The following is a 26,370-nucleotide window of genomic DNA, read 5'->3' as shown; positions in this document are numbered from 1 at the left end:
ATTAGTGGCACTAACTGGACTAAATAACGTGAATGTTAACGATAGTTAAGTAGGTTACTCGCTGGTGATAACCGTCACCGGACGGTCGACCGACAGCATCGTCGCCTGGGTCGTACTCCCGAACAGGAGCTTCCCGGTGGGACTGCGCTTGCGAGCGCTCATCACGATGTTGTCCACGTCGAGTTCCTCCGCGACGGACGGCACGATCTCCTCTGGTTCGCCCTCCTCCCGGCGCTTCGATACCTCGACGCCCGCGGCCTCCAGGTGTTCCACGGCGGCGTCGACGCTCGGCGGGAACTCGTTCTCGTGTGCGTCCGTAATCTCGCCCTCGAACGCGCTGTCGGACGACACGTGCCCGGCCTCCCCGGACACCTCGAAGTCTTCGAACACGTTCAACACGACCACCGAAACCTCGTCGGCGTCCCCCGGGAAGTCCGTCACGACCTCCGCGGCCCGCTTTGCGCGCGATTCGCTCTCCCCGACCGGCAGCAACACTTCGTACATACAGGGTGCACTCGCCTCGCCCGGTATAAAGATTCGGTGGCCCCGCCAGCCGCCGGCAACCATTGCCGGCATACGCGTCTCTTTCCTCGGGGGGAGTAGCGTCCACGTATGGAGATAACCGAGGTGGAATCCTTCCCGATACAGATTCCACTTGAAACCCCCGTATCGTTCTCCAACCGAACCCTCACCTACCGCGACCACGCCATCACGTACGTCCGGACGGACGAGGGCCACGAGGGCGTCGGGTACTCCCTCGGCTACGACGGCGCGGGCCTCATCGCCGACGCCGTCAACGACCTCCTCGAACCACTGCTCGTCGGCGAAGACCCCCGAGACACCGAGCGCCTCTGGCACGAGATGTACAACGGGAACGTCCAGATCGGCCGCCACGGCCTCTTCCTCCGCGCCATCTCCACCGTGGACATCGCGCTCTGGGACGTGAAAGCCAAGGCGGCGGGCGAACCCCTCCACAAGCTCCTCGGCGGACACGCCGACGCGGTTCCGTCCTACGGGAGCGGCGGCTACTACCGCGACGAGAAGGGCCACGAGGGCCTGCGCGCGGAGATGCGGCGCTACCTCGACGAGGGCCACGACGTGGTGAAGATGAAGGTCGGCCGGAAGTCCGTGCAGGAAGAGGAAGCCCGCGTCGCCGCCGTCCGCGACGAAATCGGCGACGGCGTTACCCTCCTGCTCGACGGGAACGGCGTCTACCCGAACACGACGGAGGCCGTGCGCGCGTGCCGCGCGTTCGAACCCTACGACCCCTACTTCATCGAGGAACCCGTGATGATCGACCGCGTGGACACGATGGCGGAGGTGAACGACGCGCTCTCCTACCCGGTCGCCACGGGCGAACTCGAAGGCACCCGCCACCAGTTCGCGAACCTCGTGGACTCCGGCGCGGCGACCATCCTCCAGCCCGACGTGACCGTCTGCGGCGGCATCACGGAGTGGCTGAAGATAGCGCACTACGCGTCCGCCTACGACGTCCCCATCGCCCCCCACTACAACTGGAACATCCACGCCAGCCTCCTCGGCGCAATCGAGAACGGCCTCTGGATCGAGTACTTCTACCGGGACATGGACGTGAAGGTGTTCGACGACGTGGTCGAGGAACCGCTCGCGCCCGACGACGACGGCATGATTCCGCTCCCCGACCAGCCCGGCCACGGCGTGCCGCTCGACAAGGACGCCCTCGCGGAGTACCGCCTATGAGGGACTACTCGCTCCAGACGACCCGCGCGGACGCCCGCGACGTGGAAATCACGGACATCAAGACCGCGGTCGTCGAGGGGAACTTCGAGTGGAACCTCGTCAAAATCGAGACCGACGCCGGCGTCACCGGCATCGGCGAGTCGTACCGGGGCGGCGGCGTCCCCGAGATAATCGAGTACACGAAGCGCTTCCTCATCGGCGAGAACCCGCTCGACGTTGAACGCCTCACGCGCTACATCTTCCAGGAGATGAGCGGTCACGGCGGCACCACGGGCAAGGTCGTCACTGCCGCGTCCGGCATCGAGGTGGCGCTCTGGGACGCGGCCGGGAAACTCCTCGACCTCCCGGTCTACCAGCTCCTCGGGTCGAAGTACCGCGACGAAATCCGGATGTACTGCGACTGTCACGCCGGCGAGGCGTACGCCGTCGAGGACGGCGCGACCGCCTACGCCGAGGCCGACGCGTACTCCCCGGAGGCGTACGCCGCCGAAGCCCGGCGCGTCGTGGACATGGGGTTCAGCGCGCTGAAGTTCGACCTCGACCTCCCCCGGGACAACGACCCCGACCCCTACAACGGCCGCCTCTCCAACACGGCGATTCGGGAGAAGCGCGAAATCGTCGAAGCCGTTCGCGACGAAATCGGCGACGAGGTCGACCTCGCGTTCGACTGCCACTGGGACTACTCCGTCGAGAGCGCGAAACGCCTCGCGTACGAACTGGAGGAGTTCGACCTGATGTGGCTCGAAGACCTCGTTCCCCCGGAGAACATGGACGCCCAGACCGAGGTGACGAAGGCCACCCGCACGCCCGTCGCCACCGGCGAGAACCGGTTCCGGGTGTTCGAACTCACCGACCTCATCTACGACCACGGCGTGGACGTGCTCACGCCCGACCCGACCACGGTCGGCGGCCTCGCGGAGACCCTGCGGGTCGCCGACCGCGCTGAAGAGAACTACATGCCCGTCTCGCCGCACAACGTCTGCAGTCCCGTCGGCACGATGGCGTGCGTCCACCTCGCCGCCGCGATGCCGAACTTCGACGTGCTGGAGTTCCACGCGCTCGAAGTGGACTGGTGGGACGACCTCCACACCGGCAGCGACCTCATCGAGGACGGCTACATCGAGGTTCCCGAAGAACCGGGTCTCGGCATCGAACTGGACGAGTCCGTCGTCGAAGAACACGTCCTCGACGGCACGACCGCGTTCTAACGCTTCTTCCTTCTCTATTCGAGCGATTTCAGCATTCCCTTGAGGTAGCCGACGGTGTAGGAGCGCCCGAGCGTGCTCCCGAACTCCCAGTCGGACTCGCCCTCCATCAGGGGGACGTGGTCGGGCGTCATCACGCCGCCGAACCCGACGCGGTCGAGCGCCTCGACGACCTCGTACTCGTCGAAGTTCCCCGCGGGGTCGTCCACGAACGTCTCGTGGAACCGCGGAACCGTGCCGACGACGTCCCGGAAGTGCGCGTACACGATCTGGTCGCCGCCGAAGTGCTCGATGACGTCCACGAGGTCTTCGCCCATCTCGGACCAGCACCCCATCCCGAGTTTGAGGCCGTGGTTGTCGCTGGGATGGATGTCGAGCGCGCGCTGGAAGTTCTCGCGGTTCCGGAACAGGAGGGGAATCCCGAACAGCTGTTCGACCGGCGGGTCGCTCGGGTGGACGCCGAGCGTCACGCCCGCGTCCTCCGCGACCGGCACGACCTCGTGCAGGAACGCCTCGTAGCGCTCCCACATCAGGTCTTCCGACACGTCGCGCTCGACGTCGTCGTCGTCGCGGTCGAGTTCGTGGAGGTCGTCCACGTCGTAGGCGGACGCGAGCGCGCCGCCCCGCACGGGATGCTCGCGGGTGGTGCGCACCGCACCGTCCGGCGGGTGGCCGCTGTACCCGAGGACGGGGACGCCCGCCGCGCCCATGTTCGTGATGGTCTCCGTGATGATGCTCGTGAGTTCGGCGCGCTCGTCGGCGTCGTCCGTGAGCAGAATCTCGTAGAGCGGGACGGGCATCTTCTCCACCGCGTACAGCCGGAGGTCAGCGCCGTTCGCGCGCGACTTCAGTTCCGCGAGCGCGTCCTCGCTCCACGCTTCGCCGAGCGGGAGCGCGGACTCGAAGCCGGGGTGGCGGTGGGGCGTGAGGAGGATGTCGTCGACGCCGAGTTGCGCGGCGAACCGCAGGAAATCGTCGGTCGCGGGTTTGTACGTGCCGATGGCGACCCGCATCTCGTCGGGGAACTCCGTAGGCATTGTCACCCCAAACCACGGGTCGGTACTTAACGTCTAGAGTTTCTCCTCGACGAGGCTGGCGATGTGGTCGCCGAACGGCAGGGAGGACGTGAACCCGGGCGAGACGGCGTTCAGGATGTGGACGGCGTCGTCCGTCTCGACGAACAGCGGGTCTTTCACGAGCTCGCCGTCCTCGCTCAGGAGCTGGGCGCGGATGCCCGCGTAGCTCTTGTTCAGGTCGCGCTCGCGAACCTCGGGCACGAGCTTCTGGGACGCCTCCGCGAACTTCTCCTTCCGGTAGGACTTGTTGAGCTCGTCCCACGCCACCCGAATCATCATCGGGTCGGCGATGAGTTTCCAGAACCCGTCGTAGGTGAGGGTTTCCTTCAGGTCGGCGAGGTCGAAGTCCGTGTTCTCGTAGGCCTCGCGGCCGAACGCGAGCACGGCGTTCGGCCCGACGATGACCTTCCCGTCGGAGCGCCGCGTGTAGTGCACGCCGAGGAAGGGGAGGTCGGGGTCGGGCGTCGGGTAAATCATCGACTGACAGAGGTGCGCGCGGTCGGGCGTGACCTCGTAGTACTCGCCGCGGAACGGCACGACCTGGTACTCCTCGCCGACGCCGACCTGGTGGGCGAGCGTGTCCGCGTGCAGGCCCGCGGCGTTCACGAGCACGTCCGCGTCGATGTCGCTGTTCGACGTGGCGAGCCGGTAGCCGTCGCCGGTCTCCCGGACGCCCGTCACTTCGTGGCCGAGGTAGAGCGTCACGCCTTTGCGCTGGACTTCGCGGCCGAGCGTGTACACGTACTGCTGGGAGTCCACGGACGCCGCCTCCGGCGCGCGGAGCGCGGCCTGCCCGACCGCGTGCGGCTCGTACTCCTGAATCTCCTCCTGGGAGTCGAGCATCTCGTACTCGACGCCGTTCGCCTCCGCCTGCTCCGCGAGTTCGCCGAGCCGGGCTTCCTCGCTGTCGTCCGTCGCGACGACGAGCACGCCGAGTTCCTCGCAGGGGATGTCGTGCTCCGCGCAGTACTCCTTCATCCGCCGCGTTCCCTCGGTCGCGAACCGCGCCTTCTCGGACTCGGGCGGATAGTTGAACCCGGGGTGGAGGACGCCCGAGTTCCGGCCGGACTGGTGTTCCGCGAGGTGGTACTCCTTCTCCAGGACGGCGACGTCGAGGTCGGTGCGTTCCGCGAGGTGCTTCGCGACCGACAGCCCGACACAGCCGCCGCCGACGATTGCCACGTCGTGTGTCGTCATCACGTAGGTCTTCTCCGCCCCGGGTTTTGGTGTACCGTTTTCCGGCAGAGTTAGCGCGACTTCTCAATACCTAAGTCCCGGGAGGCTATGCTGTGCGTATGGACCTCGATATCGAGGGGAACGCGGCGCTCGTAACGGCATCCAGTAGCGGTCTCGGCCAGGCTTCCGCGAAGGCGCTCGCCCGCGAGGGGGCGAACGTCGTCGTGAACGGCCGCAGCGACGAATCCGTCGAGGAGGGCGTCGCGGCGGTCGAGGAGGTCGCGACCGGTGACGTGGTCGGCGTGAAGGCCGACCTCACCGAGAAGGCGGACATCGAGAACCTCGTGCAGACGACGGTTGACGAGTTCGGCGGCCTCGACCACCTCGTCACGTCCGCCGGCGGCCCGCCGTCCGGCCCCTTCCTCGACACCACCGACGAGGACTGGTACGACGCCTACGACCTCCTCGTCATGAGCGTCGTCCGCACCGTCCGGGAGGCCACCGAACACCTCCAGGCAGGCGACGGCGGCACCATCGTCAACATCACGTCCCGGAGCGTGAAGGAAGCCATCCCGTCGCTCGTCCTCTCGAACTCCGTCCGCATGAGCGTCATCGGCCTCGAAAAGACGCTGTCCACGGAACTCGCGCCCGAGGTGCGCGCGAACGCCGTCCTCCCCGGCCCCCACGAGACCAGCCGTATCCAGGACCTCATCGAGCAGGGCGTCGAGCGCGGCGAGTACGACTCCTACGAGCACGGCCTCGAAGAGCGCGGGAAGGGCAACCCGCTCGGCCGCATCGGCGACCCGATGGAACTCGGTGACACCGTCGCCTTCCTCTCCTCGCCGAAGTCCGGCTACATCAACGGCACGGCGGTGCCCATCGACGGCGGCGCGGGCAGTTCGAACCTCTAGATTACGGGTTCCGTCATCTACTTATCTCGGCCCCGGGTTGGGTTTCGCATGGAGCCAGTCGACTTCGACGACGCGGAGACGTACGAACCCGACGAAGGATGGGGCCGGAAGGCCCTCGCCGGCAGTGATAAGTTCACGTTCGAGTGGTTCGAGAAGCCCGCGGGCCACAGTTCCCCGATGCACGACCACGAGAACGAACAGGTGTGCGTCTGCCTCGAAGGCGAACTCACCATCTACACGGAGGACGACTCCGTCACCCTCCACGAGTACGACTCCGTCCACCTCGACTCCTGGGAGGAACACCGCGTGGAGAACACGGGCGACGAGCGCGCCGTCGGCCTCGACGTGTTCGCGCCGGGCCGGAGCTTCGACTTCTGGACTGACCGCCAATGAAGTACATCGCACGCGCCGCGGACGGCACGCCCCTGCTCGGCGACGACGACGGGTTCGTCCCGCTGAACGCGGCCGACCCCGCGCTCGAAACCGTCGAGGACGCGCTCGCGCAGGCACCCGACGGGCTTCCGAGTCCCGCGGACGCCACCGCCGAACGCGTCGCCGCGGCCGACCTCGCGTTCGGCTTCCCGCTCGACCAGCCCGGCAAACTCTGGGGTATCGGCCTGAACTACGCCGATCACGCCGAAGACCTCGACGAGGTGCGTCCCGAGGAGCCCGCGAGCTTCATCAAGCCGCCGTCGGTCGCCGCCGGCCCCGACACGCCGATTCGCCTCCCGCCCGCGGACGTAACCGACCGCGTCACCGCGGAAGCCGAACTCGGCGTCGTGCTCGGCCGCACGTGCTCGAACGTCCCCGAGGACGACTTCGAGAGCGTCGTCGCCGGGTTCGTCCCCATCATCGACATGACCTCCGAGGACATCCTCGAACGCAACCCGCGCTTCCTCACGCGCGCGAAGTCCTTCGACACGTTCCTCGTCGCCGGCCCCTACATCGCCGTCCCCGAGAACGTCGAGGAGTTCTTCGACCAGGTCGCCGTTCGCACCGTCGTGAACGACGAGGTCGTCTCCGAGAACACCCTCGACGGGATGCTGTTCAAGCCGCCGGAACTCCTCAATTACCTCTCTCAGTCCACCACGTTCCAGCCCGGCGACATAATCAGCACGGGCACCCCGGGTGCGGGCGTCATCGAGGACGGCGACACCGCGCGCGCCGAGGTCGAACCCATCACCGACCTCGAAACCGACGTCGTCCGACAGTAATCCACACCTTCTTCGTTCCGACCCCCCTTCTCCCGCGTATGACTGGCGAAGCCGAACACGCGAGCGGCGAGACCGGGCCGCTGGACGGCGTGACCGTGCTCGACGCGTCGCGCGTGCTCGTCGGACCGTTCTGCACGATGCAACTCGGCGACCTCGGCGCGGACGTCGTGAAGATAGAACGCCCGGGAACGGGCGACCAGACCCGCGGCTGGCACCCGCCGCGGTACGGCGACGCGGAGGAGTCCGCGTACTACATGAGCGTGAACCGGAACAAGCGCTCCGTCACGCTCGACCTCCAGAGCGAGGAGGGCCGCGAGGTGTTCCGCGACCTCGCCGCCGAGGCGGACGTGGTCGTGGAGAACTTCCGCGTCGGCGCGATGGAGGACTGGGGGCTCGGCTACGACGACCTCCGCGAGGACAACCCCGAACTCGTCTACTGCGGGCTCTCCGGGTACGGCGAGTGGGGGCCGCAGAAAGACCGGCCCGCGTACGACATCATGATGCAGGCGGAGGGCGGGATGATGTCCATCACGGGCGAGGAGGGCGGCGCGCCCGTCCGCGTCGGCGTCGCCATCGCGGACATCGGCGCGGGCATGTACGCCGCGCAGGCCATCCTCGCCGCGCTCCTGGAGCGCGAACTCGGGGACGGCACGGGACAGAAGATAGACGTGAGCCTGCTCGACGGCCAGGTCGCGTGGATGTCCTACATGGCGTCGAACTACTTCGCGACCGGCGAGTCGCCCGGCCGAATGGGCTCCAAGCACCCGACCATCGCGCCGTACCAGGCGTTCGAGACTGCGGACGGCTACGTGGTCGTCGCGTGCGCGAGCGAACACATCTGGCCGCGCTTCTGCGACGCCATCGGGCGCTCCGACCTCGCGGACGACCCCCGGTTCGCGCAGAACGCCGACCGCGTCGAGAACCGCGAGGAACTCGACGCCATCCTCGACGAGGAGTTCGCGGCGCTCGAAACCGCGGACGCCCTCGACGCCCTCCGGGAGCACGACGTGCCCGCGAGCGACGTGAAGGACATGGAAGCCGTCTTCGAGAACCCGCAGGTCGAGGCACGCGGCATGCATCAGTCGGTGCCCCACCCGACCGCGGGCGAGGTCGAGATGCCGGGCAGTCCGATGCACTTCTCCCGGACGCCCACGAGCATCCGCCAGTACCCGCCCCGCCTCGGCGAACACACCGACGACGTGCTCGCGGAGTACGGCTTCACCGAAGCGGAACTCGCGGAACTCCGGGACGCCGGCGCGTTCGACTGACGCCTGCCGCGACCGTCCGGCTTTACACCCCCCGACGTGCAAGGGTGGCGTATGGCAATCGACCCCGCCGCCGACTCCCGGGCGGCGTACGACTACGCGAGCGAGGACGTGGAGCGCCCCGACCTCGTGGACGCGCTCTCCCGCGTCGTCGAGGGCGACGTCCGCTTCGACACCTACACCCGCCAGCTGTACGCGACCGACGCGAGCGCGTACGAGGTCACGCCCATCGGCGTCGTCTTCCCGGAGAGCGCCGCGGACGTGGAGGCGACCGTCTCCTACTGCGCCGACCACGGCGTGCCCGTCCTCCCGCGGGGCGGCGGCACGAGCCTCGCCGGCCAGACCGTGAACGAGGCTGTCGTCCTCGACTTCTCCCGGTACATGGACGCCGTGCGGTCGGTCTCTCCCGACGACCGCCGCGTCACCGCACAGCCCGGCATCAAACTCGGCGACCTCAACGCCCAGCTCGCCGAGCACGGCCTGAAGTTCGCGCCCGACCCCGCGTGGGGCGATAAGTCCGCGCTCGGCGGCGCGATCGGGAACAACTCCTCGGGGTCGCACTCGCTCGTCTACGGGAAGACGGACGCTTACGTCGAGTCCCTGGAGGTCGTGCTCGCGGACGGCACGCGAACCACGTTCGGCCAGGTCTCCGTCGCGGAACTCCGAGAGCGCGCCGACCCCGACGGCGACCGCGAAGCCCGAATCTACGCCGAACTCGAACGCCTCCTCGACGAGGACGGCGAGGAAATCGACGCCCGGTACCCGGACATGAAGCGGAACGTCTCCGGGTACAACCTCGACTACGCGTTCCGGGACGCCGACCCTGACGGCGGCGTCGTGAACGTCGCCGCGCTCCTGGCCGGAAGCGAGGGAACTCTGGGCGTCATCACGGAGGCGACCGTCTCCCTCGAACCGGTCCCGGAGACGAAGGCCGTGGCGCTGTTCGCGTACGACGACCTCGTTGACGCCGTCTCGGACGTCGCGCCGATGCTCGAACACGACCCCGCGGCCGTCGAACTCGTGGACGACGTGCTCCTCGACCTCGCCGCCGACACCGAGGAGTTCGCGGACGTGGTCGGGATGCTCCCAGAGGGCACCGGCTCCGCGCTGCTCGTGGAGTTCTACGCCGACAGCGACGACCACGGCAAACAGCAGGTCGCCGACGTCGTCGCCGACCGCGCGCCCGGCACCGACACCGAGTTCGACGCGACCGCCGACCGCGCGACCGCCGACGCGCCCGTCTTCGCGACGCACGCGATGGAAGCCCACGACGAGGAACAGCGAAGCCGGTTCTGGAAGATGCGGAAGGCCGGGATGCCGATTCTGCTCTCCCGGACCTCCGACGAGAAACACATCTCCTTCATCGAGGACTGCGCCGTTCCGCCCGAGCGCCTCCCCGAGTACGTCCAGGACTTCCAGGACGTGCTCGAAGCGCACGACACGTTCGCGTCCTTCTACGCGCACGCCGGCCCCGGCGTCCTCCACGTCCGCCCGCTCGTCAACACGAAAGCCATCGACGGCGCGGAGACGATGGAGTCGATTTCGGACGCCGTCACCGACCTCGTCGTCGAGTACGGGGGGAGCGTCTCCGGCGAGCACGGCGACGGCCGCGCGCGCACCCAGTGGAACAAGAAACTGTACGGCGACCGCCTCTGGCGCGCGTTCCGCGACCTCAAGTCAGCGTTCGACCCCGACTGGCTGCTCAACCCCGGACAGGTGTGCGGGTTCGACGACCCCGCGAGCGCCGAGTCCGCCGGGCTCCCCGAGCGCGCGACCGCCGTGTCGATGACGGAGAACCTCCGGTACGGCGCGGACTACGAGTTCGACGCGGGCTTCGAGCCGACGCTCTCCTGGGAGAACGAGAACGGCTTCCAGGGGATGGCCGAACTCTGCCACGGCTGCGGCGGTTGTCGTGGTAGCCAGGACACCACGGGCGGCGTGATGTGCCCGACGTACCGCGCCGCAGACGAGGAAATCCAGGCCACCCGGGGGCGCGCGAACCTCCTCCGGCAGGCGATGAGCGGCGACCTCCCCGAGGACGAACAGTTCTCAGAGGAGTTCGTCACCGAAGTCCTCGACCTCTGCATCGGCTGCAAGGGCTGCTCGCGCGACTGCCCGAGCGAGGTGGACATGGCGAAGATGAAGGCCGAACTCACGCACGAACACCACCAGCGCGAGGGCGCGAGCGTCCGCTCGAAACTGTTCGCGAACATCGACACCTTCTGCAAACTCGGGAGCGCCACCGCGCCCGTCTCGAACCTCGCGACGAAACTCCCGGGCGCGCGCGAAATCGGCGAACGCGTCCTCGGCATCTCCAAATCGCGCACGCTCCCCTCCTTCACGCGGGAGACCTTCCAGGACTGGTTCGGGTCACGGGGCGGCAGCCGAGTGCCCGAAGCCGACGCCGACCACGCGGTCGTCCTGGTGGCGGACACGTACTCGAACTACTGCACGCCCGCCCCCGCGAAGGCCGCCGTTCGGGTGCTGGAGGCCGCGGGCGTCCACGTCTCCGTCGCCGACCGCACCGACGTGGGCCGCCCCGCCTTCTCGAAGGGCTTCCTCGACCGCTCCCGGGAGCGCGCCGAAGCCACCGTCGACGACCTCGCGCCCGCCGTCGAAGCCGGGAAGGATATCGTGCTCGTCGAACCGTCGGACGCCGTCATGCTCCAGTCCGACTACCGCGACCTCCTCGACGGCCCCGAGATGGAGCGCGTCAGCACGCACGCGTACGGCGTCCTCGAATACCTCGACCGCCACCGCCTCGACGAGGCACTCGACCTCGCGGGCGACGGCAGCCTCGCCTACCACGGCCACTGCCACCAGAAATCCACGAAGAAAGACCACCACGCCGTCGGCGTGCTCCGCCGCGCCGGCTACCGCGTGAACGCCCTCGACTCCGGCTGCTGCGGGATGGCCGGCTCCTTCGGCTACGAGGCCGAACACCACTCGATGAGCATGGCCATCGGCGAACTCCTCGAAGACCAGGTGTCCGCGACCGACGTGGACGAGGTCGTCGCGCCCGGCGCGTCCTGCCGCACCCAGCTCCACGACCTCCCCGACGCCCCCGACGACCCCCGGACGCCCGTCGAGGCGCTCGCGGACGCGCTCGACGCCTGACCACCGAACCCTTATTTTCCCGTCACGTGTCCATTCGGCGTATGGTCGAGACGCCCTCCACCTCCCGCCGTCGCCTCCTCGCCGCCGCTGGAGTCGGCGCGTCCGCCGCGCTCGCCGGCTGTGCCGCCACCGCGCCCGACACGCTCACACCGAGCGTGGACGCCGCCGGCTGGCCGATGGCCGGACACGACCCCGGACACACGAGCCACAATCCCCACGCGACCCCGCCGACGGACCCGCCCGAAGTCGCGTGGCGCACCGAGTACACCGCGCCCTACCCCCAGTACGCGCGCACCCCGAACCCCGTCGTCGCCGACGGACAGCTGCTCGTCGGCGGGGAGATGCTCGACTGCTACGACGCACATACCGGCGCGCACCGCTGGACACACGACCCCGTCGACCCCGTCTACGGCCTCGCCGTCCACGACGAAACCGCCTACGCCACCCGCTGGACTCGCGAGCGCGGCGCGACGCTCGCGACCTACCGCCTCCCCGACACCACCCCGGAGTGGTCGGTGTCGCCCGACTGGGGCCTGCTCACGCCGCCGCTCGTCGCGAACGGCGACGTGTTCGTCGCCGACACCACCCGCCTGTTCGCGCTCGACGCCGACGCGGGCACCGTGCACTGGACCGTCGAGAAGTCCGGGTTCGCGTTCGCGCCCGCCGTCACCGCGGACAGCGTCTACATCACGCGGCCGGTTCGCCGCGTCACCCGGCTCTCCCGCGCCCACGGCATCCTCGACAGACTCCTCGGCAGTCCGCCGAACACCCTGTGGGCGGACCACGTCTCGGGCCGCCTCGCGTTCACGCCCGCCGCGCGCGACGACACCGCGTTCGTCCCCGTCTCCCGGTTCGGTCGGTTCGAGTCCGAGAACGACGGGACGCTCACCGCGTACGCCGCCGACGGCACCGAGCGCTGGCAGCACGTCGTCGGGTCGCGGTGTCTCCCTCCCGCCGTCACCCCCCAGGCGGTGTACGCCGTCACGCATCGAACCACCGACACCGCCGTCCAAAACGACGTGCGGTATTCGGCGCGCGACGCGACGATACGGGCGTACGACCCACGAACCGGCGAACCGCGCTGGTCGGAGCACTACCCCGGACTCGGCGGCGGGGCGGCCCCGCCGGTCACCGCCGACGGCGTCGTGTACGCCGCGCTCGACGGCAACCCCGCGCCCGCGGACGACTCCCCGAAACGACCGGTTCTCGTCGCCGTCGACGGCGACGGCGAGCGCTGGCGACGCACGCTCCCCGCGCCCGCCGTCAGACTCGTTCTCGCGGGCGACTTCCTATACGCCGCGCTCCGAGACGGCACGCTCCTCGCGCTCGCGTCCGGCCCCGACGCTTAATCTCCCCGCGCACCCAGCCAGGGGTATGCGCGCGGAGTCCGCGGTCGGCGACACGCCGCTCGTCGTCCTCGACCTCGACGTAGCGCCGACGGTGTACGGGAAGGTCGAGTGGCTGAACTTCCACGACCAGCCGTACGGCGGCGGGAGCGTGAAGTCCCGAATCGCCGTGTCGATGCTCGACGCCGCCGAAGCCCGGGGCGAAATCGGCGACCGGACGATCCTCGAACCATCCAGTGGAAACACCGGGCTCGCGCTCACCCGCGTCGGCGTCTCGCGGGGATACGACGTGGAAATCGTGAGCTACGAGGGGACGAGCCGGACGAAACTCGACGCCATCCGGGACGCCGGCGGCACCGTCCACCTCGCGGAAACGTACGAAGGGATGCTCGCGAAAGCCGAGCGCCTGCTCGATTCTGATGACTACTATCGGCCCGACCAGTACGCGAACCCCGCGAACCCCCGCGCGCACGAGACCGGCACCGGCCCCGAACTCCGCGCGCAGACCGACGGCGAGGTGACGCACTTCGTCGCCGGCGTCGGCTCCGGCGGCACCATCACCGGCGTCGGCCGCGCGCTCTCGCCCGACGGCGTCGAAATCATCGGGTACGAACCCCGGAAACCCTACCACGCCATCGACGGCCTGAAATACGTGCGCGGGAGCCGGTTCGAGAAACCCGAAATATACGACGAGTCCGTGCTCGACGACCGACTCGACGTCTCCACCCGCGAGGCGTACGCGCACGCCCACCGCCTCCGCGGCCGCTACGCCGACCGAACCATCGACATCCGCGACACCGGCCGGTACGACGAATCCGTCGTCCGTGACCGCCTCCGGGTCGACGGCGACTTCCTCGTCGGCGCGTCCGCCGGCGGGGCCGTCGCCGCCGTCCACGAACTCGACCGCCGCGGCCGCTTCGCGTCCGACGACACCGTGGTCGTCCCGCTCCCCGACCGCGGCGACCGCTACCGGACGCTCCCGCCCTGGGGCCGGTTCTGCCACCGATAGTCGTTAGGCCGCCCGCCGACAAACCCGGGTATGAGCGGCCTCGACCTCGACCCCACCCAGCTCGACCGGTACTCCCGGCACATCATCATGGACGACGTGGGCCCCGAGGGACAGCGACGCCTCCTCGACGCGAACGTGCTCGTGGTCGGCGCGGGCGGCCTGGGCGCGCCCGTGATTCAGTACCTCGCCGCCGCCGGCGTCGGCCACCTCGCCATCGTGGACGACGACGCCGTCGAGCGCTCGAACCTCCAGCGCCAGGTGATTCACGCGGACAGCGACATCGGCACGCCGAAGGTCGAGAGCGCCCGCGACTACGTCCAGTCCCTCAACCCCGACATCTCGGTCGAAACCCACCACGCCCGCCTCACCGTCGAGAACGCCCACGACCTCGTCGCCGACCGCGACTTCGTCGTGGACTGCTCGGACAACTTCGCCACCCGCTACCTCGTGAACGACGCCTGCAAGCTCGAAGCCGTCCCGTTCAGCCACGGCGCAATCTACCGCTTCGAGGGCCAGGTCGTCACGTTCGACACGACCGACGACTCCCCCTGCTATCGGTGTCTGTTCCCCGAAGCCCCGCCCGAGGGAACGGTTCCGGACTGCGCGACCGCGGGCGTGCTCGGCGTCCTCCCCGGCACCGTCGGATGCATTCAGGCGACCGAGGCCGTGAAGAGCCTGCTCGACCACGGCGACCTGCTCGACGGCCGCCTCCTCTTCTACGACGCCGCCGACACCACTTTCGAGGAAATCGACTTCGAGAAGAACCCCGACTGTCCCGTCTGCGGCGACCACCCCGAAATCGAGAGCGTGCGCGAGGTCGAGTACGCCGACGGCTGCAGAGTTTAAGTAGGAAGCCGCGGCCAGCGGCCGGCGTGCCCTGACTCGGGCCGTGCGCGGGCTACTTCGGAACGGCGGCGCGCCGCGCACGGACGCGGACGCGTCGCCTGAACGCCCCCAGCACGCCTACAGCTGTGACTTCGCGTCCCGGAACAGGCCGTCCAGAATCTCGGGCGTCGTCGGGTGGTACGCGCGGTCGGGGAGGTCGCGCACGTCCAGCCCGTTCTCCACGACGACCTGGAGCGTCTTCGCCATCACGTCCGCGTGGTGGTGGAGTCCGTGGTAGCCGAGGACGGTTCCATCCGCGGCGACGACGAGCTTCGCCCGGCCCCACGGCACCTGCTTCGACTTGAAGATGCCGTCGCTGCTCGCCGCCCGCGACGCCGTCACCACGTCCTCGTAGCCTCGGGATTCGGCCTCCTCGACGGTGTACCCGACGGACGCGTACGGGTAGACGCCCGCGCCCGCGAACATCACGTAGTGCGGAATCGGGTCGTACGACTCCAGCGACTCGCCCGCGTGATGCCGCAGGACGTTCTCGCCCGCGAGATACCCCTCTTCTTTCGCCATGTGGAGTATCATGCGCTCGCCGAGCACGTCTCCCGCCGCGAACACCCACGGCGCGTCCCGCGACTGCATCGTGTCCGCCACCCACTCCCCGGTGGCATCGATACCGGCGTTCTCCAGGCCGACGCCGTCGGTGTTCGGCGCGCGGCCCGTGAAGCAGAACAACTGGTCTGCGTCCACGTGACTGCCGTCGTCGAGGAACAACCGCACGCCGCCGTCGTCCCGCTCCTCCACGGCGGTCTCCATCACGCCCGTCTCCACGGTCACGTCGAACTCCTCGCGGTAGAGGTCGAGGAGTTCGTCACCGATGCGGTCGTCCGCGCGGTCGAGCGGCCGCGCGTCGTGCTCGATGACCGTGATGTCCATCCCCGCGGCCTCAGTGAGGTAGGGGACGAGTTCGACGCCGACGTACCCGAACCCCATCACCACCCCGGAGTCCGGGAACGCGGTCGCGTCGAGCACGTCCCGGCTCCCCATCCAGTCCACGTCCTCGATACCCGGGACGGCGGGGACGTTCAGGCTAGAGCCGGTGGCGACGACGACGTAGTCCGCTTCGACGGTGTCGCCGCCGATTTCGACCTCGTGCTCGCCGACGATGCGCGCGGTGTCGTGGACGAACGTCACGTTCTCGCGCTCCGCGAGGTCGTGCACGGCGTTCCGCCGGTGCTCCGCGAACCCGAGCACGCGGTCGTTCTTCGTCTCGACCGTGTCCGCGAGGTCGACGGAGAGCGCGTCCGCGCCCTCGATTCGGTGGTCGTGGCGCGCCTGATGCGCGTGCTCAGCGACGGAGAGCAGTTCCTTCGACGGCATGCACCCGCGGAGGATGCAGAGGCCGCCGCCGGGGTCGCCGTCGTCGACCAGCGTCACCTCGAAGTCGGAGTCCGCGAGCGTCTCCGCCGCCGCGACGCCGGCGCTCCCGTACGCACCGATGACGACTACGTGGGGCATACGCCGAAAACGGCGGCGGCGAAGTTAGGCGTTCGGCCCGCGGCGGTCGTCGCGGTTCCGGAGGTCGGCGTACGCCGGCCAGAAGGGGTCGGAGTCAGGTTCGGGGAGCGGACTGCCGTCCACGCGGACGCCCGATTCGGTCACGCGCCCCGCGTCGGCGGCGGGAATCCCCTCGTCGGCGAGCGCGTCCACGACGGGCATGCTGTCGCGCGCGGCGAGCACCACCGTCCCGGAACTCGACGCCGTCCACGGGTCGATACCCAGGGCGTCGCAGACCTCGCGCACGCCCGGCGAGACTGGTACTGCGTCCCGGGCGATGTCGACGCCGACGCCGCTCGCGGCGGCGAGTTCGTGCAGGCCGTTCGCCAGGCCGCGCTCCGTCGCGTCGTGCATCGCCGTCACCTCGCCCGTCGCCGCGGCGGCGAGCGCGTCCCGAACCGGCGAGGCGTCCCGGAGGCGGTCGCGCGCCCGATTCACGGTCTCTTCGGGGAGGTCGAGCCGGTCGCCGAACACGCTCGCGACGACGCCCACCGTCTCGATGGCGGGGCCTTTGGTGACGACGACGCGGTCGCCCGGGGTCGCGCCCGTCGGGAGGACGAGGTCGCTGTGGTCGCCGAGCGCGAGCGCCGTCGCGCCGCCGACGGTCGGGAACGAACAGTCCTCGTACGCGCCCGTGTGGCCGGTGACGATGCTCGCGCCGAGGTCGCGGGCCTCCGCGTCGAACACGGAGAACACCTCGCCGACGAACGCGGGGTCGGCGTCGAGCGGGAGGTTCCAGTCCACCGCGAGGTGCGTCGGGGGCAGTCCGGAGAGCGCCACGTCGGAGACAGCGATGTGGAACGCGAACCACGCCGCGTCCCGCACGCCGAGGTCGCCGAGCACGAACAGGGGGTCGCTCGCGAGCGCGAGTACGCGGTCGCCGAGGTCGAGCGCGCCGAAGTCAGCGCCGTGCGTCGGCCCCAGCAGCACGTCGTCGCGCTCCGCGCCGAGGTTCGGCGCGACGTGCCGGTCGAAGAACTCGCGACTCGCCTTCCCGTGATCCATACCGAGTCGAGCGCGTCCGGGATTAAGAACCCTCAGTAGACGCGGTCGAGGAAGCCGTCGAGCGCGGCGTTCACCGCAGCGGGGTTCTCGCAGTTCGAGGAGTGGCCCGCCTCCGGAATCGGCTCGAACGTCAGGTCGGGAATCCCCCGATAGGACTCTCTGGCTTCCTCGATGCCGAGGGTGGCGTCCTCCTCGCCGTGCACCGCGAGCACGGGCGCGTCGATAGCCGCTACGTCGTCGCGGAGGTCGTCGCGGTCGAGCCACGAGTACACTTCGCCCTTCACGGCGTCCCCCGGGTAGGTCGTCCAGCGCGCCACCCAGTCGTCCACGAGGTCGGCCCGCTCCTCGCGCGTCGTCTCCCCGAACAGTTCGTGCGTGACGGGTCGCGCGGCCTCCTCGGGAAGGGTCGGAAGGCCTTCGAGCGCGTCCACGGTCTCCCGGTGGCGTTCGCGGTCTGCGGGCGAGTGCGGTTTCGCCATCGAGTCCACGAGGACGAGGCCGTCGAGGCGGTCGGGGTGGGTGAGCGCGAACTTCAACCCCATGAACCCGCCCATGGACATGCCGGCGAGGACGCAGGAGTCGATGCCTTTCGCGTCGAGGAACCGCTCGGTGTCCGCGACGAGGTCGTCGAGGTCGTAGTCGTCCGCGTACCGGTCGGTTCGCGCGCGCAGGTCGAACGCGACGGTTCGGTAGTCGTCCGCGAACGCCTCTATCTGGGGCGCGAACATCGTGCGATCCATCAGGGTGCCGTGCGCGAACACGACGGCGTCCCCGCTCCCGCGGTCGGTCGAGACGGTTTCGGGTCGGTGCGTGTACAGTGGCGCGCCATCACGTGACATACTAATTCTTTAATTATTATAATGTATATAGGTGGGTGTCGGCGAACCGTTATCCGCGCTCGCCACGCAGTCTCCGCCGTGACCGACGCCGACGCCGTGCGGGACGCGATGACGCCGCTCGAACCGTACACCACCGAGGAAGTGGCGTCCCGCCTCGACCGCACCCGGGACGCCGTGAAGCGCGCGCTCCGCGCGCTCGTCGAGTCCGACGACGTTCGACAGAAGTCGGTCGGCGGCCGCTCCGTCTGGATTCGCCGGGCCCCCACCTACGCGTGCTCCGACTGCGGCTACGAGTTCCAGGTGAAACCCCTCCACCCCGTGCTCACCGCCGCGACGTACTGCCCGCGGTGCGGCGCGCGCGTCGAATAGCGTAAACCCCCGCACGCCCACGCTTCGCGTATGTCAGACGCGGCGTTCCTCGCCGACCCCTCGCCCGCGGAGGCCGCCGACGCCCTCCGGGACGCGGACGACCGCGCCGTCGCGCTGTACGGCGCGTGCGAACTCGCGTACGACGGCCGCGCCACCAGCACGCTCCCCGTCGGCCGCCGGCACGTCCTCCACAAGCCCGACGGCACCCTGCTCGCGCACGCCGCCACCGGCCACCAGCCCGTGAACTGGCTCGCGCCCGGCGCAACCCTCTCCGTCTCCGTCGAGGACGACGAACTCCGTCTCCACGGTGAACGCGACGGCGAAACCCTCGACTGCCGATTCACTCACGTTTCTCACGTCTCGCTCCTCCCGCTGGACGACGCCGACGCCGAAGTCTCCGGCACCGAAGACGACCTCCGCGAGCGCGTGCTCGCCGACCCCGACCTGATTTCGGAGGGCTTTCGCCCGCTCGCGACCGAACGCGACACCGCCGCCGGCCCCGTCGATATCTACGGCGAGGACGCCGACGGCACCCGCGTGGTCGTGGAACTGAAACGCCGCCGGGTCGGCCCCGACGCCGCCAGCCAACTCGACCGATACGTCGACGCGCTCGCCCGCGACCTGCACGCGGACGCGGCCGTGCGGGGCGTGCTCGTCGCGCCATCCGTCACCGACCGCGCCCGCCACCTGCTCGCGGAGGCCGGCCACGACTTCGTCCCGCTCACCCCCTAGAGCCGGCGCTTCAGTTCCTGCAGGACGGTCATCGCTTCGAGCGGCGTCGTCTGCGCCAGGTCCACGTCCCGGAGCGCGTCCTCGATGTCGCTCGGCGCGCTCCCGCCGTCGGCCTCCTGCGCGCCCCCGCTGGTCGCGCCCTCGACCGCGTTCCGCTCGCGTTCGCGCTCCACGAGTTCTCGCGCGCGCCGCACCACGTCGTCCGGCACGCCCGCGGCCTTCGCCACCTCGATGCCGTAGGACGCGGTCGCCGCGCCGTACGCCACGTCGTGCCGGAACGCCACGCCGTCGCCGGTCTGGGTCGCGGGGAAGTGGAGGTTCACCGCCTCCCCGAGGTCGTCCGCGAGGTCGGTGAGTTCGTGGTGGTGCGTCGCGAACAGCGTCAACGCGTCCGTCTCGTCGTGGATGTACTCCGTGATGGCGCGCGCGATGGCGAGGCCGTCCGCCGTGCTCGTCCCCCGCCCGACCTCGTCGAGGAGCACGAGCGACCCGTCGTCGGCGTCCCGGAGGATGTCCGCGAGCTCCGTCATCTCCACCATGAACGTCGAGCGGCCGCCCGCGATGTCGTCGCTCGCGCCGACGCGCGTGAACACGCGGTTCAGCACGCCGAGTTCCGCGGACTCCGCGGGCACGAAACTCCCGACCTGCGCGAGCACGCAGACGAGCGCGACCTGCCGCATGTACGTGGATTTCCCGCTCATGTTCGGACCGGTGATGACCGCGACGCGCTCGTCGCCGCCGAGGTGGACGCCGTTCGGCACGAACCCCTCCTCGGTGCGCTCCACGACCGGGTGACGGCCGCCCTCGATGTCGATGGGCGCGCCCGCCTCCCGCATCTCCGGGCGCGCGTAGTCGTACTCCGCCGCGACGGTCGCGAGCGAGCAGAGCGCGTCGAGTTCCGCGACCGCGGCCGCCACGTCCTGCACGCGCTCGGCCTCGGCCGCGACCGACTCCCGCACCCCGACGAACAGCTCGTACTCGCGGTCGTCCGCCCGGCCCTCGGCGCGCACGATTTCGTCCTCCCGGGCCTTGAGTTTGGGCGTCACGTACCGCTCTGCGTTCTTCAGGGTCTGGCGGCGCTCGTAGTTCTCGGGGACGTGTTCCGTGTTCGCCTTCGTCACCTCGATGTAGTAGCCGTGCACGCTGTTGTGCCCGACCTTCAGCGACTCGACGCCCGTCCGCTCTTTCTCCGCGGCTTCGAGGTCGCGAATCCACTGCTTGCCCTCGCGCTCCGTCTCCCGTAACTCGTCCAGCGTCTCGTCGTAGCCGTCCCGGATGACGCCGCCCTCGGTGAGTTCCTGGGGCGGGTCGTCCACGATGGCGCTCCCGATTTCCTCGCGCACGTCCGAGAGGTCCTGGAGGCGCGCGCGGAGGTCGCGTAGCTTCCCCGAGTCGGCGTCCACGAGCAACTCGCGGAGGTCGGGAATCACGTCCAGCGTCGTCTCCAGGGAGCGGAGGTCGCGGGCGTTCGCGCGCCCCCGGGACACCCGCGAAATCAGGCGTTCGATGTCGTACACGTCCCGCAGGGCCTCCGCGAGCTCCTCGCGCGTCCGGAGGTCGCCGCGGAGTTCCTCCACGCCGTCCAACCGGGCGTCGATACGGTCTCTGTCCACGAGCGGGCGGCGTAGCCAGTCCGTGAGTTTCCGGCGGCCGAGCGCACACGAGGTCTCGTCCAGCACGTCCACCAGCGTCGTCCCCTCGCGGCCGTGGACGCTCCGCGGTTCGAACAGTTCGAGGCTCCGCAGGGCGACGGCGTCGAGCACCATGTAGTCGCGGGGGTCGTAGCGCGTCAGGTGGTTCAGGTACTCCAGGGTGTCCTGCTGGCCGGCGCGCGTGTACTCGGCGTACGAGAGGAGCGCGCCGCACGCCCGAATCTCGCTGTCGCCCGCGAGCCGTCGCTCGGGCGCGCCGAAGTACGCGTCGAGCTTCTCGCGCGCGCTCGCGGCGTCGAACGCGTCCTCGCGGAACCGCGTCACCATGCAGTCCGCGCCGAACAACTCGGCGTCAACGCCCGGTTCCACCACGGCCTCCGCGGGCGCAAACCGCCCGAGTTCGTCCCTGACCTGCTGGCGCGAGTCCGCGCTCGTCGCGACGAAGTCGCCGGTGGACACGTCGAGGAACGCGAGCCCGTAGGAGTCCCCGCCGGTGAGCGCGGCGACGAAGTTGTTCTCGTCGCCCCCGAGGAGTTCGTCCTCCGTCACGGTACCGGGCGTGACGATACGGGTGACCGCGCGCTCGACCAGGCTGTTCGTCGCGTCCGCGTCCTCCACCTGGTCGGCGACCGCGACCCGGTAGCCGGATTCGAGGAGGGTCTCGATGTACGGTTCGGCGTTGTCGATGGGGATGCCCGCCATCGGATAGGTGCCCGTGGAGTCCTCGCGGGCGGTGAGCGTGATTTCGAGCACGCGAGCGGCCTCCTCGGCGGCCTCGCAGAACGTCTCGTAGAAGTCCCCGACCTGGAAGAGGACGAGCGCGTCGTCGTAGCGCTCGCAGAGGTCGAGGTACTGAGAGAGCATCGGCGTCAGTTCCTCGCGGCGCTCCGCCATCTTCTCGGGAGCGCCGAGCGCCTCAGTCATACCCCAGATTCAGGGGGTTCTGCCGGAAATAGTCGTCGCACTCACGCGGTTTTCCGCCCCAGAGACACCGACGCGCAACCGACGACCGCCGCACCCGTTAACTGTCCGGCGGCCGAGACGCCGCGTATGGACTACGCGCGCGCCGAAGCCCGCATCCACGAGTTCCTCCGCGAGCGCCTGGACGACGCGAACGCCGAGGGCTACGTGCTCGGCGTCAGCGGCGGCCTGGACTCCGCGCTCGGCGCGCGGGTCGCCGCGGACGCCGTCGGCCCCGAGAACGTCCTCGGACTCGTCCTCCCGGGCGCGCCGAGTTCCGCGGCGAACATGCGGGACGCCCGCGAGCTCTGCGAGTCGCTCTCCGTCCCATACGAGGAAGACGACATCCAGCCCGCGGTCGCGTCCGTCCGCGAGGGACTCCCCGGCGACTTCGACGAGAAGACGGTCGGGAACGTCCGAGCGCGCGTCCGGATGACGTACTGCTACGAGGCCGCGAACGCCCGGGACTTCCTCGTGCTCGGCGCGGACAACCGCTCCGAGTACGAACTCGGCTACTTCACGAAGCACGGCGACGGTGGAGTGGACGTGGCTCCCTTCGCCGACCTCTACAAGACCGACCTCTACGAGTTCGCGGAGTACGTCGGCCTCCCCGAGACGTTCGTGGAGAAACAGCCGACAGCGGAGCTCTGGGAGGGCCAGACCGACGAGGGCGAACTGGGCGCGTCCTACGAGACTATCGACGCCGTGCTCCGGCGCTACCTCGACCACGAACTCACCGTCCCGGAAATCGTCGCCGACACCGGTATCGAGCGCGACCTCGTCGAGCGCTTCGTCTCCCTCCACGACTCCACGGAGCACAAGCGCCGGCGGCCGCCGACGCCCGGCCTCTAGAGGCCGAAGTCGCTCGGCTCCGCGTCCCGAACCGGCGGGAGGCGGCGGAGTCGCGGGCGCAGGAGGACGTAGGCGGCGGTGAACGCGAACCCGGACGCGGCGAGCGCCATGGTCGCCCGAACCCCCGCGAGGTCGCCCAGGAGACCGCCCAGCAGGGAGCCGAGCGGGAGCGTCGCGCCCGACGCCGTGCCCTTCGTCGCGGACACCCGGCCGAGCGCCTCGGTGGGGAAGACGCGCTGGTTCAGCGTCGAGGACACCACGCCGCTCGCGCCGACGGGCACCCACGCGAGACAGAACAGGGCGACGGTGAGCGCGGGGGACGGCGCGAGCACGGCGGCGAGCCAGCAGGCCGCGCCGACGCCGTGCGCGACCAGGAGGCGGCCGAACGGCACGCCCTCGACGTACGGCCCGGCGAGCGACCCGAGGAGGCGGCCGACGCCGAGCGCGCCCAGCAGCAGGCCGTAGTACAGGGGGCCGCCGAGCGACGCGCCGAACGCCGGCAGCACCGCGAGCGTCACTCCCGTGGTGAAGTTCGCGACGGCGGTGGTGAGGACGAGTTCGACGAACACCGTTCCGCGAAGAATCTCGACGCCCTCCCGGAGGTCGGCGCGGTACGACCCGAGAACCTGGCGGACGGACGGGTTCTCATCGCGCGATTCGGGCGCGTCGAGGCCGACGCCGGCGAACAGGACGGCGGCGAGCGCGAACGTCCCCGCGTCCGCGAGGAACAGCGCGGTCGCGCCGACGGTCGCGACGAGCGCGCCCCCGACGGCGTCGAACACCATGTCGAGACCGAGCGTCACGGTGGCGAGCGCCGAGTTCGCCGCCGAGAGCCGGCCGTCCTCGACGATTCGCGGGAGGACGGCGGTCTCCATCGGTGCCATCGCGAGCGACGCCAGCATCAACAATGGCGCGACCGCGAACAGCACCTCGACGCCGAGGACGCCGGTCGCGGCGGCGACGGGGAGCGCGAGCACGACGACGCCCTGCGCGAGTTGCGCGCCGACGAGCACGCCCTTCAGCGGGAGGCGGTCGACGAGCGGCCCCGCGAGTATCTGGAGGAGCCACGGCAGGAGGAGAATCGCGTTCAGCGCGCCAGTCACTCCCGTGGAGCCGGTGAGTTCGAACGCCAGCCAGAGCACCGCGACGGTGTAGAGGCTGTCCCCGGCGTTCGTCACGAACTGGCCGGCGAAGAACCGGCGGAAACTCCGGTTCCGCCAGACGGAGTCGGTCACGACCCACCACCCCGCGTTCGCGAACGGCGAGCGTGGCTGTGGCTAGCGAGCGGTGCGCTGTCCGGTGCGTCCCGGGGGGACGCGGCGTGTGTCTGCATTTCGTGCGGTAGACGGCGAGAACTGCGACTCCCGGTCGGTAGCGGGGAGCGTGGCGAACCCGAGTGCTGCGGCTATCGGGCCGCCCGCGCGGCGGGGGGAGAACGAGGGTCGTAGACCGGCCGCGGCCGTCGAACCATCACCGGGCGTTCAGCGACGACCGGTAAGTGCTTGGTGGTTTCAGGAACGCGCCACCACGGTCTCGGGTGGACAAACGTCTCGTAGGGAGTCGTGGTACCTTGACTCTCGGAAGTGTTATCCGGGGGGCGGCCTACTGTTTGGTTGTAATGGCAATCGGTACCGTTGACTTCTTCAACGACACAGGCGGCTACGGTTTCATCTCGACTGACGACGGCGACCTCGACGACGGCGAAGACGTGTTCTTCCACATGGAGGACGTCGGCGGCCCGGACCTCGAAGAGGGTCAGGACGTCGAATTCGACATCGAGTCCTCCCCCAAGGGCCCGCGCGCGGCGAACGTCGTTCGCCAGTAACACTTCCTGTCGCGAGAGCGACGGACAGCACTCCAGATTTTCCCGTTATTTTACGCCTGAGCCACCGCTCTCCGGCGAACCGCTCTCTCACAGAGGGTGGTTCGGAAGCCGGTGAACGGCCCCGGGGGCGCGCCGCCTAAACGCGTTCGCCTCCAAGAACGAGTATGTCTCTCACCGAGAAACCCCGACAGCTGGAGACGGGCGGCGACCTCGACGCGCTCGTCGCGTCAGAGGACGTGGTGCTCGTGGACTTCTACACGAAGGGCTGTACGCTCTGTCAGTCCATCGAACCCATCGTCGGGAACGTCGCGCGCGCCACCACCGCGACCGTCGCGATGTGCAACCCTCAGACCGACCTCGACCTCGTGGACGAGTACAACATCCGGAGCGTCCCGACCCTCCTCCTCTTCGAGGACGGCGAGGTCGTCGGCCGATTGGCCGAGGGCTTCCAGGGGACGGAAGCGGTCGTCGAGTTCGTCACCGAGAACAGTTCCGCGGAGCGCGTCGAGTAGTTAGCGGCCGTTGACGAGGCGGTCGAGCTGTTCGGGTGGGACGGAGCCGCGGGCGGCGTGGTCGTCGTAGACGAACGTGGGGATGCCGGTGATGCCGACGTCGGTGGCGTCCTCGAACCGGTCTTCGAGTTCGGCTTCGAGCGTCTCGTCCGTGATGGCGTCCCGGATTTCGTCGCCGTCCACGCCGACCGATTCGGCTACGTCCGCGAGCACGTCCGGGTCGTCGATGGGGCGGCCGTCCACCCAGTGCGTGTCGAAGAGCGCGTTGTAGAACTCCTTGAAGGTCTCGTCGTCGTAGGACTGTTTCACGTAGAGCGCGGCCTGCTGGGCGTCCCATGAGTCCACGTCCGGCACCTCGTCGAGGCCGAGCATCTCGTCCGCGTCGTACTCCTCCTTGAGGCGTTCGACGTTGTCCTTCACGTTCGCGAAGTAGTCCTCGTCCTTCCCGTCCTCGACGCTGTCGTCGATGTCGCCGTCGGGCCCGCGCTTGTACCCGCGGAGGTCGAAAAAGCGCCACTCGACGGCGGGCGGGTCGTCGGACTGATCAAGGTACTGCTGGAGGCTCGCACGGCCGAGGTAGCAGAACGGGCAGACGAAGTCGGAGTACACCGCGAGGGTGTCCTCGGGAACGATGTCGCTCATACCCCGACTACTCTCCGGTAGCCGAAAAGGGACGCGGTGGCGGCACGGGACTCTGGGAACCACTCACACCACCACAAAACATTTAACCGAAACGAGTCGCAAGCGTGAGGACACGAATGGAGCGCATCGAGACCGCACTCGCGTCCGCCGTTCGCGGGACGTTCCTCGCCGAGTACGTCGCGCCCGAGCGAGCGGTTCGCGTCGCGGAGTTCGGCGGGGTGGGCGCGACCGGCGCGCTCGTCAACCTCCTCGTCCTCCTCGCGCTCGCGGACGGCGACGGCATCCTCCTGCCCGCGCTCGCCGCGTTCCTCGCGGGCGTCCTCTGGACGTACGGCCTCAACCGCCTCGTGACGTTCGACTTCGACGGCGGCGCGCTCGAACGCGTCCCCCACTACGTCGGCGTCTACGCCGTCGGCTACGTCATCTACGCCGGCTTCCTCACCGTCGGCCTGGCGCTCGCGCTCCCCGCCTGGCTCTCCGGCCTCGCCGCCACCGGCGTCGGCGGCGTCTGGAACTACTGGGGGAGCGAACGCATCGCGTGAGAAACACCTAA

General features: G+C 69.4%; 25 protein-coding genes. 16 read left to right on the top strand and 9 right to left on the bottom strand.

Features of this window, described 5'->3' with window-relative positions; all coding sequences use genetic code 11:
* Positions 1-54: 54 nt before the first annotated feature.
* Positions 55-504 carry a universal stress protein gene (locus LI334_RS10960; protein WP_227260867.1) on the bottom strand — a complete coding sequence of 150 codons (450 nt, stop codon included), beginning with the start codon at positions 502-504 and terminating at the stop codon, positions 55-57.
* A gap of 108 nt (positions 505-612) precedes the next feature.
* On the opposite strand from LI334_RS10960, the gene LI334_RS10955 reads away from it, so the two are divergent.
* Together LI334_RS10955 and LI334_RS10950 are read left to right on the top strand one after the other, a co-directional pair.
* Positions 613-1,719 (top strand): mandelate racemase/muconate lactonizing enzyme family protein, encoded by a 1,107-nt coding sequence (locus LI334_RS10955; RefSeq protein WP_227260866.1) that lies wholly within the window; start codon positions 613-615, stop codon positions 1,717-1,719.
* A complete protein-coding gene (locus tag LI334_RS10950; RefSeq protein WP_227260865.1) occupies positions 1,716-2,927 on the top strand; it encodes a mandelate racemase/muconate lactonizing enzyme family protein in 1,212 nt (403 codons plus the stop codon). The genes LI334_RS10955 and LI334_RS10950 overlap by 4 nt, the downstream gene beginning before the upstream one ends.
* Positions 2,928-2,941: 14 nt before the next feature.
* Here the strand turns inward: LI334_RS10950 and LI334_RS10945 are convergent, their stop codons facing one another.
* Positions 2,942-3,961: a mannonate dehydratase gene (locus LI334_RS10945; RefSeq protein WP_227260864.1), complete on the bottom strand. Its 1,020-nt coding sequence runs from the start codon at positions 3,959-3,961 to the stop codon at positions 2,942-2,944.
* Between the two features lie 33 nt (positions 3,962-3,994).
* The gene (gene lhgO, locus LI334_RS10940; RefSeq protein WP_227260863.1) at positions 3,995-5,197 is read right to left on the bottom strand and encodes an L-2-hydroxyglutarate oxidase; all 1,203 of its coding nucleotides are present in this window, start codon (positions 5,195-5,197) and stop codon (positions 3,995-3,997) included.
* Between the two features lie 98 nt (positions 5,198-5,295).
* Here lhgO and LI334_RS10935 point away from each other — a divergent pair, with 98 nt between their 5' ends.
* The 8 genes from LI334_RS10935 to ubaA are packed head-to-tail and all read left to right on the top strand — an operon-like array spanning position 5,296 to position 14,884.
* On the top strand, positions 5,296-6,087 hold the full coding sequence (locus tag LI334_RS10935; RefSeq protein WP_227260862.1) for an SDR family oxidoreductase: 792 nt from the start codon (positions 5,296-5,298) through the stop codon (positions 6,085-6,087).
* A 48-nt stretch (positions 6,088-6,135) separates the two neighbouring features.
* Positions 6,136-6,480 carry a cupin domain-containing protein gene (locus LI334_RS10930; protein ID WP_227260861.1) on the top strand — a complete coding sequence of 115 codons (345 nt, stop codon included), beginning with the start codon at positions 6,136-6,138 and terminating at the stop codon, positions 6,478-6,480.
* Positions 6,477-7,301 carry a fumarylacetoacetate hydrolase family protein gene (locus tag LI334_RS10925; RefSeq protein ID WP_227260860.1) on the top strand — a complete coding sequence of 275 codons (825 nt, stop codon included), beginning with the start codon at positions 6,477-6,479 and terminating at the stop codon, positions 7,299-7,301. Before LI334_RS10930 ends, LI334_RS10925 begins: the two co-directional genes overlap by 4 nt.
* 38 nt (positions 7,302-7,339) lie before the next feature.
* Positions 7,340-8,569: a CaiB/BaiF CoA transferase family protein gene (locus tag LI334_RS10920; protein WP_227260859.1), complete on the top strand. Its 1,230-nt coding sequence runs from the start codon at positions 7,340-7,342 to the stop codon at positions 8,567-8,569.
* Positions 8,570-8,620: 51 nt separating this feature from the next.
* The gene (locus tag LI334_RS10915) at positions 8,621-11,683 is read left to right on the top strand and encodes an FAD-binding and (Fe-S)-binding domain-containing protein (RefSeq protein WP_227260858.1); all 3,063 of its coding nucleotides are present in this window, start codon (positions 8,621-8,623) and stop codon (positions 11,681-11,683) included.
* A 41-nt stretch (positions 11,684-11,724) separates the two neighbouring features.
* Complete coding sequence (locus LI334_RS10910) at positions 11,725-13,032, top strand: outer membrane protein assembly factor BamB family protein (RefSeq protein WP_227260857.1); 1,308 nt, start codon at positions 11,725-11,727, stop codon at positions 13,030-13,032.
* A gap of 25 nt (positions 13,033-13,057) precedes the next feature.
* The gene (locus LI334_RS10905; protein ID WP_227260856.1) at positions 13,058-14,038 is read left to right on the top strand and encodes a PLP-dependent cysteine synthase family protein; all 981 of its coding nucleotides are present in this window, start codon (positions 13,058-13,060) and stop codon (positions 14,036-14,038) included.
* Between the two features lie 30 nt (positions 14,039-14,068).
* A complete protein-coding gene (gene ubaA, locus LI334_RS10900) occupies positions 14,069-14,884 on the top strand; it encodes an SAMP-activating enzyme E1 (RefSeq protein ID WP_227260855.1) in 816 nt (271 codons plus the stop codon).
* A 117-nt stretch (positions 14,885-15,001) separates the two neighbouring features.
* Here ubaA and LI334_RS10895 read toward each other — a convergent pair whose 3' ends face one another.
* Genes LI334_RS10895 through LI334_RS10885 form a run of 3 tightly spaced genes read right to left on the bottom strand, consistent with a single transcriptional unit; the run spans position 15,002 to position 18,273 of the window.
* Positions 15,002-16,390, bottom strand: a complete 1,389-nt coding sequence (locus LI334_RS10895; RefSeq protein ID WP_227260854.1) for a dihydrolipoyl dehydrogenase family protein — start codon at positions 16,388-16,390, stop codon at positions 15,002-15,004.
* A gap of 24 nt (positions 16,391-16,414) precedes the next feature.
* Complete coding sequence (locus tag LI334_RS10890) at positions 16,415-17,434, bottom strand: AIR synthase family protein (RefSeq protein ID WP_227260853.1); 1,020 nt, start codon at positions 17,432-17,434, stop codon at positions 16,415-16,417.
* A gap of 32 nt (positions 17,435-17,466) precedes the next feature.
* Positions 17,467-18,273, bottom strand: a complete 807-nt coding sequence (locus LI334_RS10885) for an alpha/beta fold hydrolase (protein WP_227260852.1) — start codon at positions 18,271-18,273, stop codon at positions 17,467-17,469.
* Positions 18,274-18,351: 78 nt separating this feature from the next.
* On the opposite strand from LI334_RS10885, the gene LI334_RS10880 reads away from it, so the two are divergent.
* Positions 18,352-18,642 carry an FmdB family zinc ribbon protein gene (locus tag LI334_RS10880; RefSeq protein WP_227260851.1) on the top strand — a complete coding sequence of 97 codons (291 nt, stop codon included), beginning with the start codon at positions 18,352-18,354 and terminating at the stop codon, positions 18,640-18,642.
* 30 nt (positions 18,643-18,672) lie between these two features.
* A complete protein-coding gene (nucS, locus tag LI334_RS10875) occupies positions 18,673-19,374 on the top strand; it encodes an endonuclease NucS (protein WP_227260850.1) in 702 nt (233 codons plus the stop codon).
* Here nucS and mutS read toward each other — a convergent pair.
* Positions 19,371-21,950 (bottom strand): DNA mismatch repair protein MutS, encoded by a 2,580-nt coding sequence (mutS, locus tag LI334_RS10870; protein ID WP_227260849.1) that lies wholly within the window; start codon positions 21,948-21,950, stop codon positions 19,371-19,373. The genes nucS and mutS overlap by 4 nt on opposite strands.
* A gap of 126 nt (positions 21,951-22,076) precedes the next feature.
* Here mutS and LI334_RS10865 point away from each other — a divergent pair, with 126 nt between their 5' ends.
* Positions 22,077-22,838 (top strand): NAD+ synthase, encoded by a 762-nt coding sequence (locus LI334_RS10865; protein WP_227260848.1) that lies wholly within the window; start codon positions 22,077-22,079, stop codon positions 22,836-22,838.
* Here the strand turns inward: LI334_RS10865 and LI334_RS10860 are convergent.
* Complete coding sequence (locus LI334_RS10860; RefSeq protein ID WP_227260847.1) at positions 22,835-24,073, bottom strand: MFS transporter; 1,239 nt, start codon at positions 24,071-24,073, stop codon at positions 22,835-22,837. The two genes, LI334_RS10865 and LI334_RS10860, sit on opposite strands and share 4 nt — an antisense overlap.
* Positions 24,074-24,456: 383 nt before the next feature.
* On the opposite strand from LI334_RS10860, the gene LI334_RS10855 reads away from it, so the two are divergent.
* Positions 24,457-24,663: a cold-shock protein gene (locus LI334_RS10855; protein ID WP_227260846.1), complete on the top strand. Its 207-nt coding sequence runs from the start codon at positions 24,457-24,459 to the stop codon at positions 24,661-24,663.
* Between the two features lie 164 nt (positions 24,664-24,827).
* On the top strand, positions 24,828-25,175 hold the full coding sequence (locus tag LI334_RS10850) for a thioredoxin family protein (RefSeq protein ID WP_227260845.1): 348 nt from the start codon (positions 24,828-24,830) through the stop codon (positions 25,173-25,175).
* Here the strand turns inward: LI334_RS10850 and LI334_RS10845 are convergent, their stop codons facing one another.
* Positions 25,176-25,817 (bottom strand): DsbA family oxidoreductase, encoded by a 642-nt coding sequence (locus tag LI334_RS10845; RefSeq protein WP_227260844.1) that lies wholly within the window; start codon positions 25,815-25,817, stop codon positions 25,176-25,178. It lies immediately after the preceding gene.
* A gap of 104 nt (positions 25,818-25,921) precedes the next feature.
* On the opposite strand from LI334_RS10845, the gene LI334_RS10840 reads away from it, so the two are divergent.
* Positions 25,922-26,359, top strand: coding sequence for a GtrA family protein (locus tag LI334_RS10840; RefSeq protein ID WP_227260843.1), 438 nt, complete (start codon positions 25,922-25,924; stop codon positions 26,357-26,359).
* Positions 26,360-26,370: the final 11 nt, after the last annotated feature.

The sequence above is a fragment of the Salarchaeum japonicum genome (assembly GCF_020614395.1).
Taxonomy (GTDB): Archaea; Halobacteriota; Halobacteria; order Halobacteriales; family Halobacteriaceae; genus Salarchaeum; species Salarchaeum japonicum.
This window is presented reverse-complemented; position numbering and strand designations above follow the sequence as displayed.

Coding starts and splice junctions, on each gene's coding strand:
- LI334_RS10890 (WP_227260853.1), bottom strand. CDS start 17,434: ATGGATCACGGGAAGGCGAGTCGCGAGTTCTTCGACCGGCACGTCGCG.
- LI334_RS10855 (WP_227260846.1), top strand. CDS start 24,457: ATGGCAATCGGTACCGTTGACTTCTTCAACGACACAGGCGGCTACGGT.
- LI334_RS10885 (WP_227260852.1), bottom strand. CDS start 18,273: ATGTCACGTGATGGCGCGCCACTGTACACGCACCGACCCGAAACCGTC.
- LI334_RS10920 (WP_227260859.1), top strand. CDS start 7,340: ATGACTGGCGAAGCCGAACACGCGAGCGGCGAGACCGGGCCGCTGGAC.
- LI334_RS10935 (WP_227260862.1), top strand. CDS start 5,296: ATGGACCTCGATATCGAGGGGAACGCGGCGCTCGTAACGGCATCCAGT.
- LI334_RS10955 (WP_227260866.1), top strand. CDS start 613: ATGGAGATAACCGAGGTGGAATCCTTCCCGATACAGATTCCACTTGAA.
- LI334_RS10925 (WP_227260860.1), top strand. CDS start 6,477: ATGAAGTACATCGCACGCGCCGCGGACGGCACGCCCCTGCTCGGCGAC.
- LI334_RS10895 (WP_227260854.1), bottom strand. CDS start 16,390: ATGCCCCACGTAGTCGTCATCGGTGCGTACGGGAGCGCCGGCGTCGCG.
- LI334_RS10910 (WP_227260857.1), top strand. CDS start 11,725: ATGGTCGAGACGCCCTCCACCTCCCGCCGTCGCCTCCTCGCCGCCGCT.
- LI334_RS10845 (WP_227260844.1), bottom strand. CDS start 25,817: ATGAGCGACATCGTTCCCGAGGACACCCTCGCGGTGTACTCCGACTTC.
- LI334_RS10915 (WP_227260858.1), top strand. CDS start 8,621: ATGGCAATCGACCCCGCCGCCGACTCCCGGGCGGCGTACGACTACGCG.
- LI334_RS10850 (WP_227260845.1), top strand. CDS start 24,828: ATGTCTCTCACCGAGAAACCCCGACAGCTGGAGACGGGCGGCGACCTC.
- LI334_RS10930 (WP_227260861.1), top strand. CDS start 6,136: ATGGAGCCAGTCGACTTCGACGACGCGGAGACGTACGAACCCGACGAA.
- LI334_RS10905 (WP_227260856.1), top strand. CDS start 13,058: ATGCGCGCGGAGTCCGCGGTCGGCGACACGCCGCTCGTCGTCCTCGAC.
- ubaA (WP_227260855.1), top strand. CDS start 14,069: ATGAGCGGCCTCGACCTCGACCCCACCCAGCTCGACCGGTACTCCCGG.
- LI334_RS10950 (WP_227260865.1), top strand. CDS start 1,716: ATGAGGGACTACTCGCTCCAGACGACCCGCGCGGACGCCCGCGACGTG.
- nucS (WP_227260850.1), top strand. CDS start 18,673: ATGTCAGACGCGGCGTTCCTCGCCGACCCCTCGCCCGCGGAGGCCGCC.
- lhgO (WP_227260863.1), bottom strand. CDS start 5,197: ATGACGACACACGACGTGGCAATCGTCGGCGGCGGCTGTGTCGGGCTG.
- mutS (WP_227260849.1), bottom strand. CDS start 21,950: ATGACTGAGGCGCTCGGCGCTCCCGAGAAGATGGCGGAGCGCCGCGAG.
- LI334_RS10960 (WP_227260867.1), bottom strand. CDS start 504: ATGTACGAAGTGTTGCTGCCGGTCGGGGAGAGCGAATCGCGCGCAAAG.
- LI334_RS10945 (WP_227260864.1), bottom strand. CDS start 3,961: ATGCCTACGGAGTTCCCCGACGAGATGCGGGTCGCCATCGGCACGTAC.
- LI334_RS10865 (WP_227260848.1), top strand. CDS start 22,077: ATGGACTACGCGCGCGCCGAAGCCCGCATCCACGAGTTCCTCCGCGAG.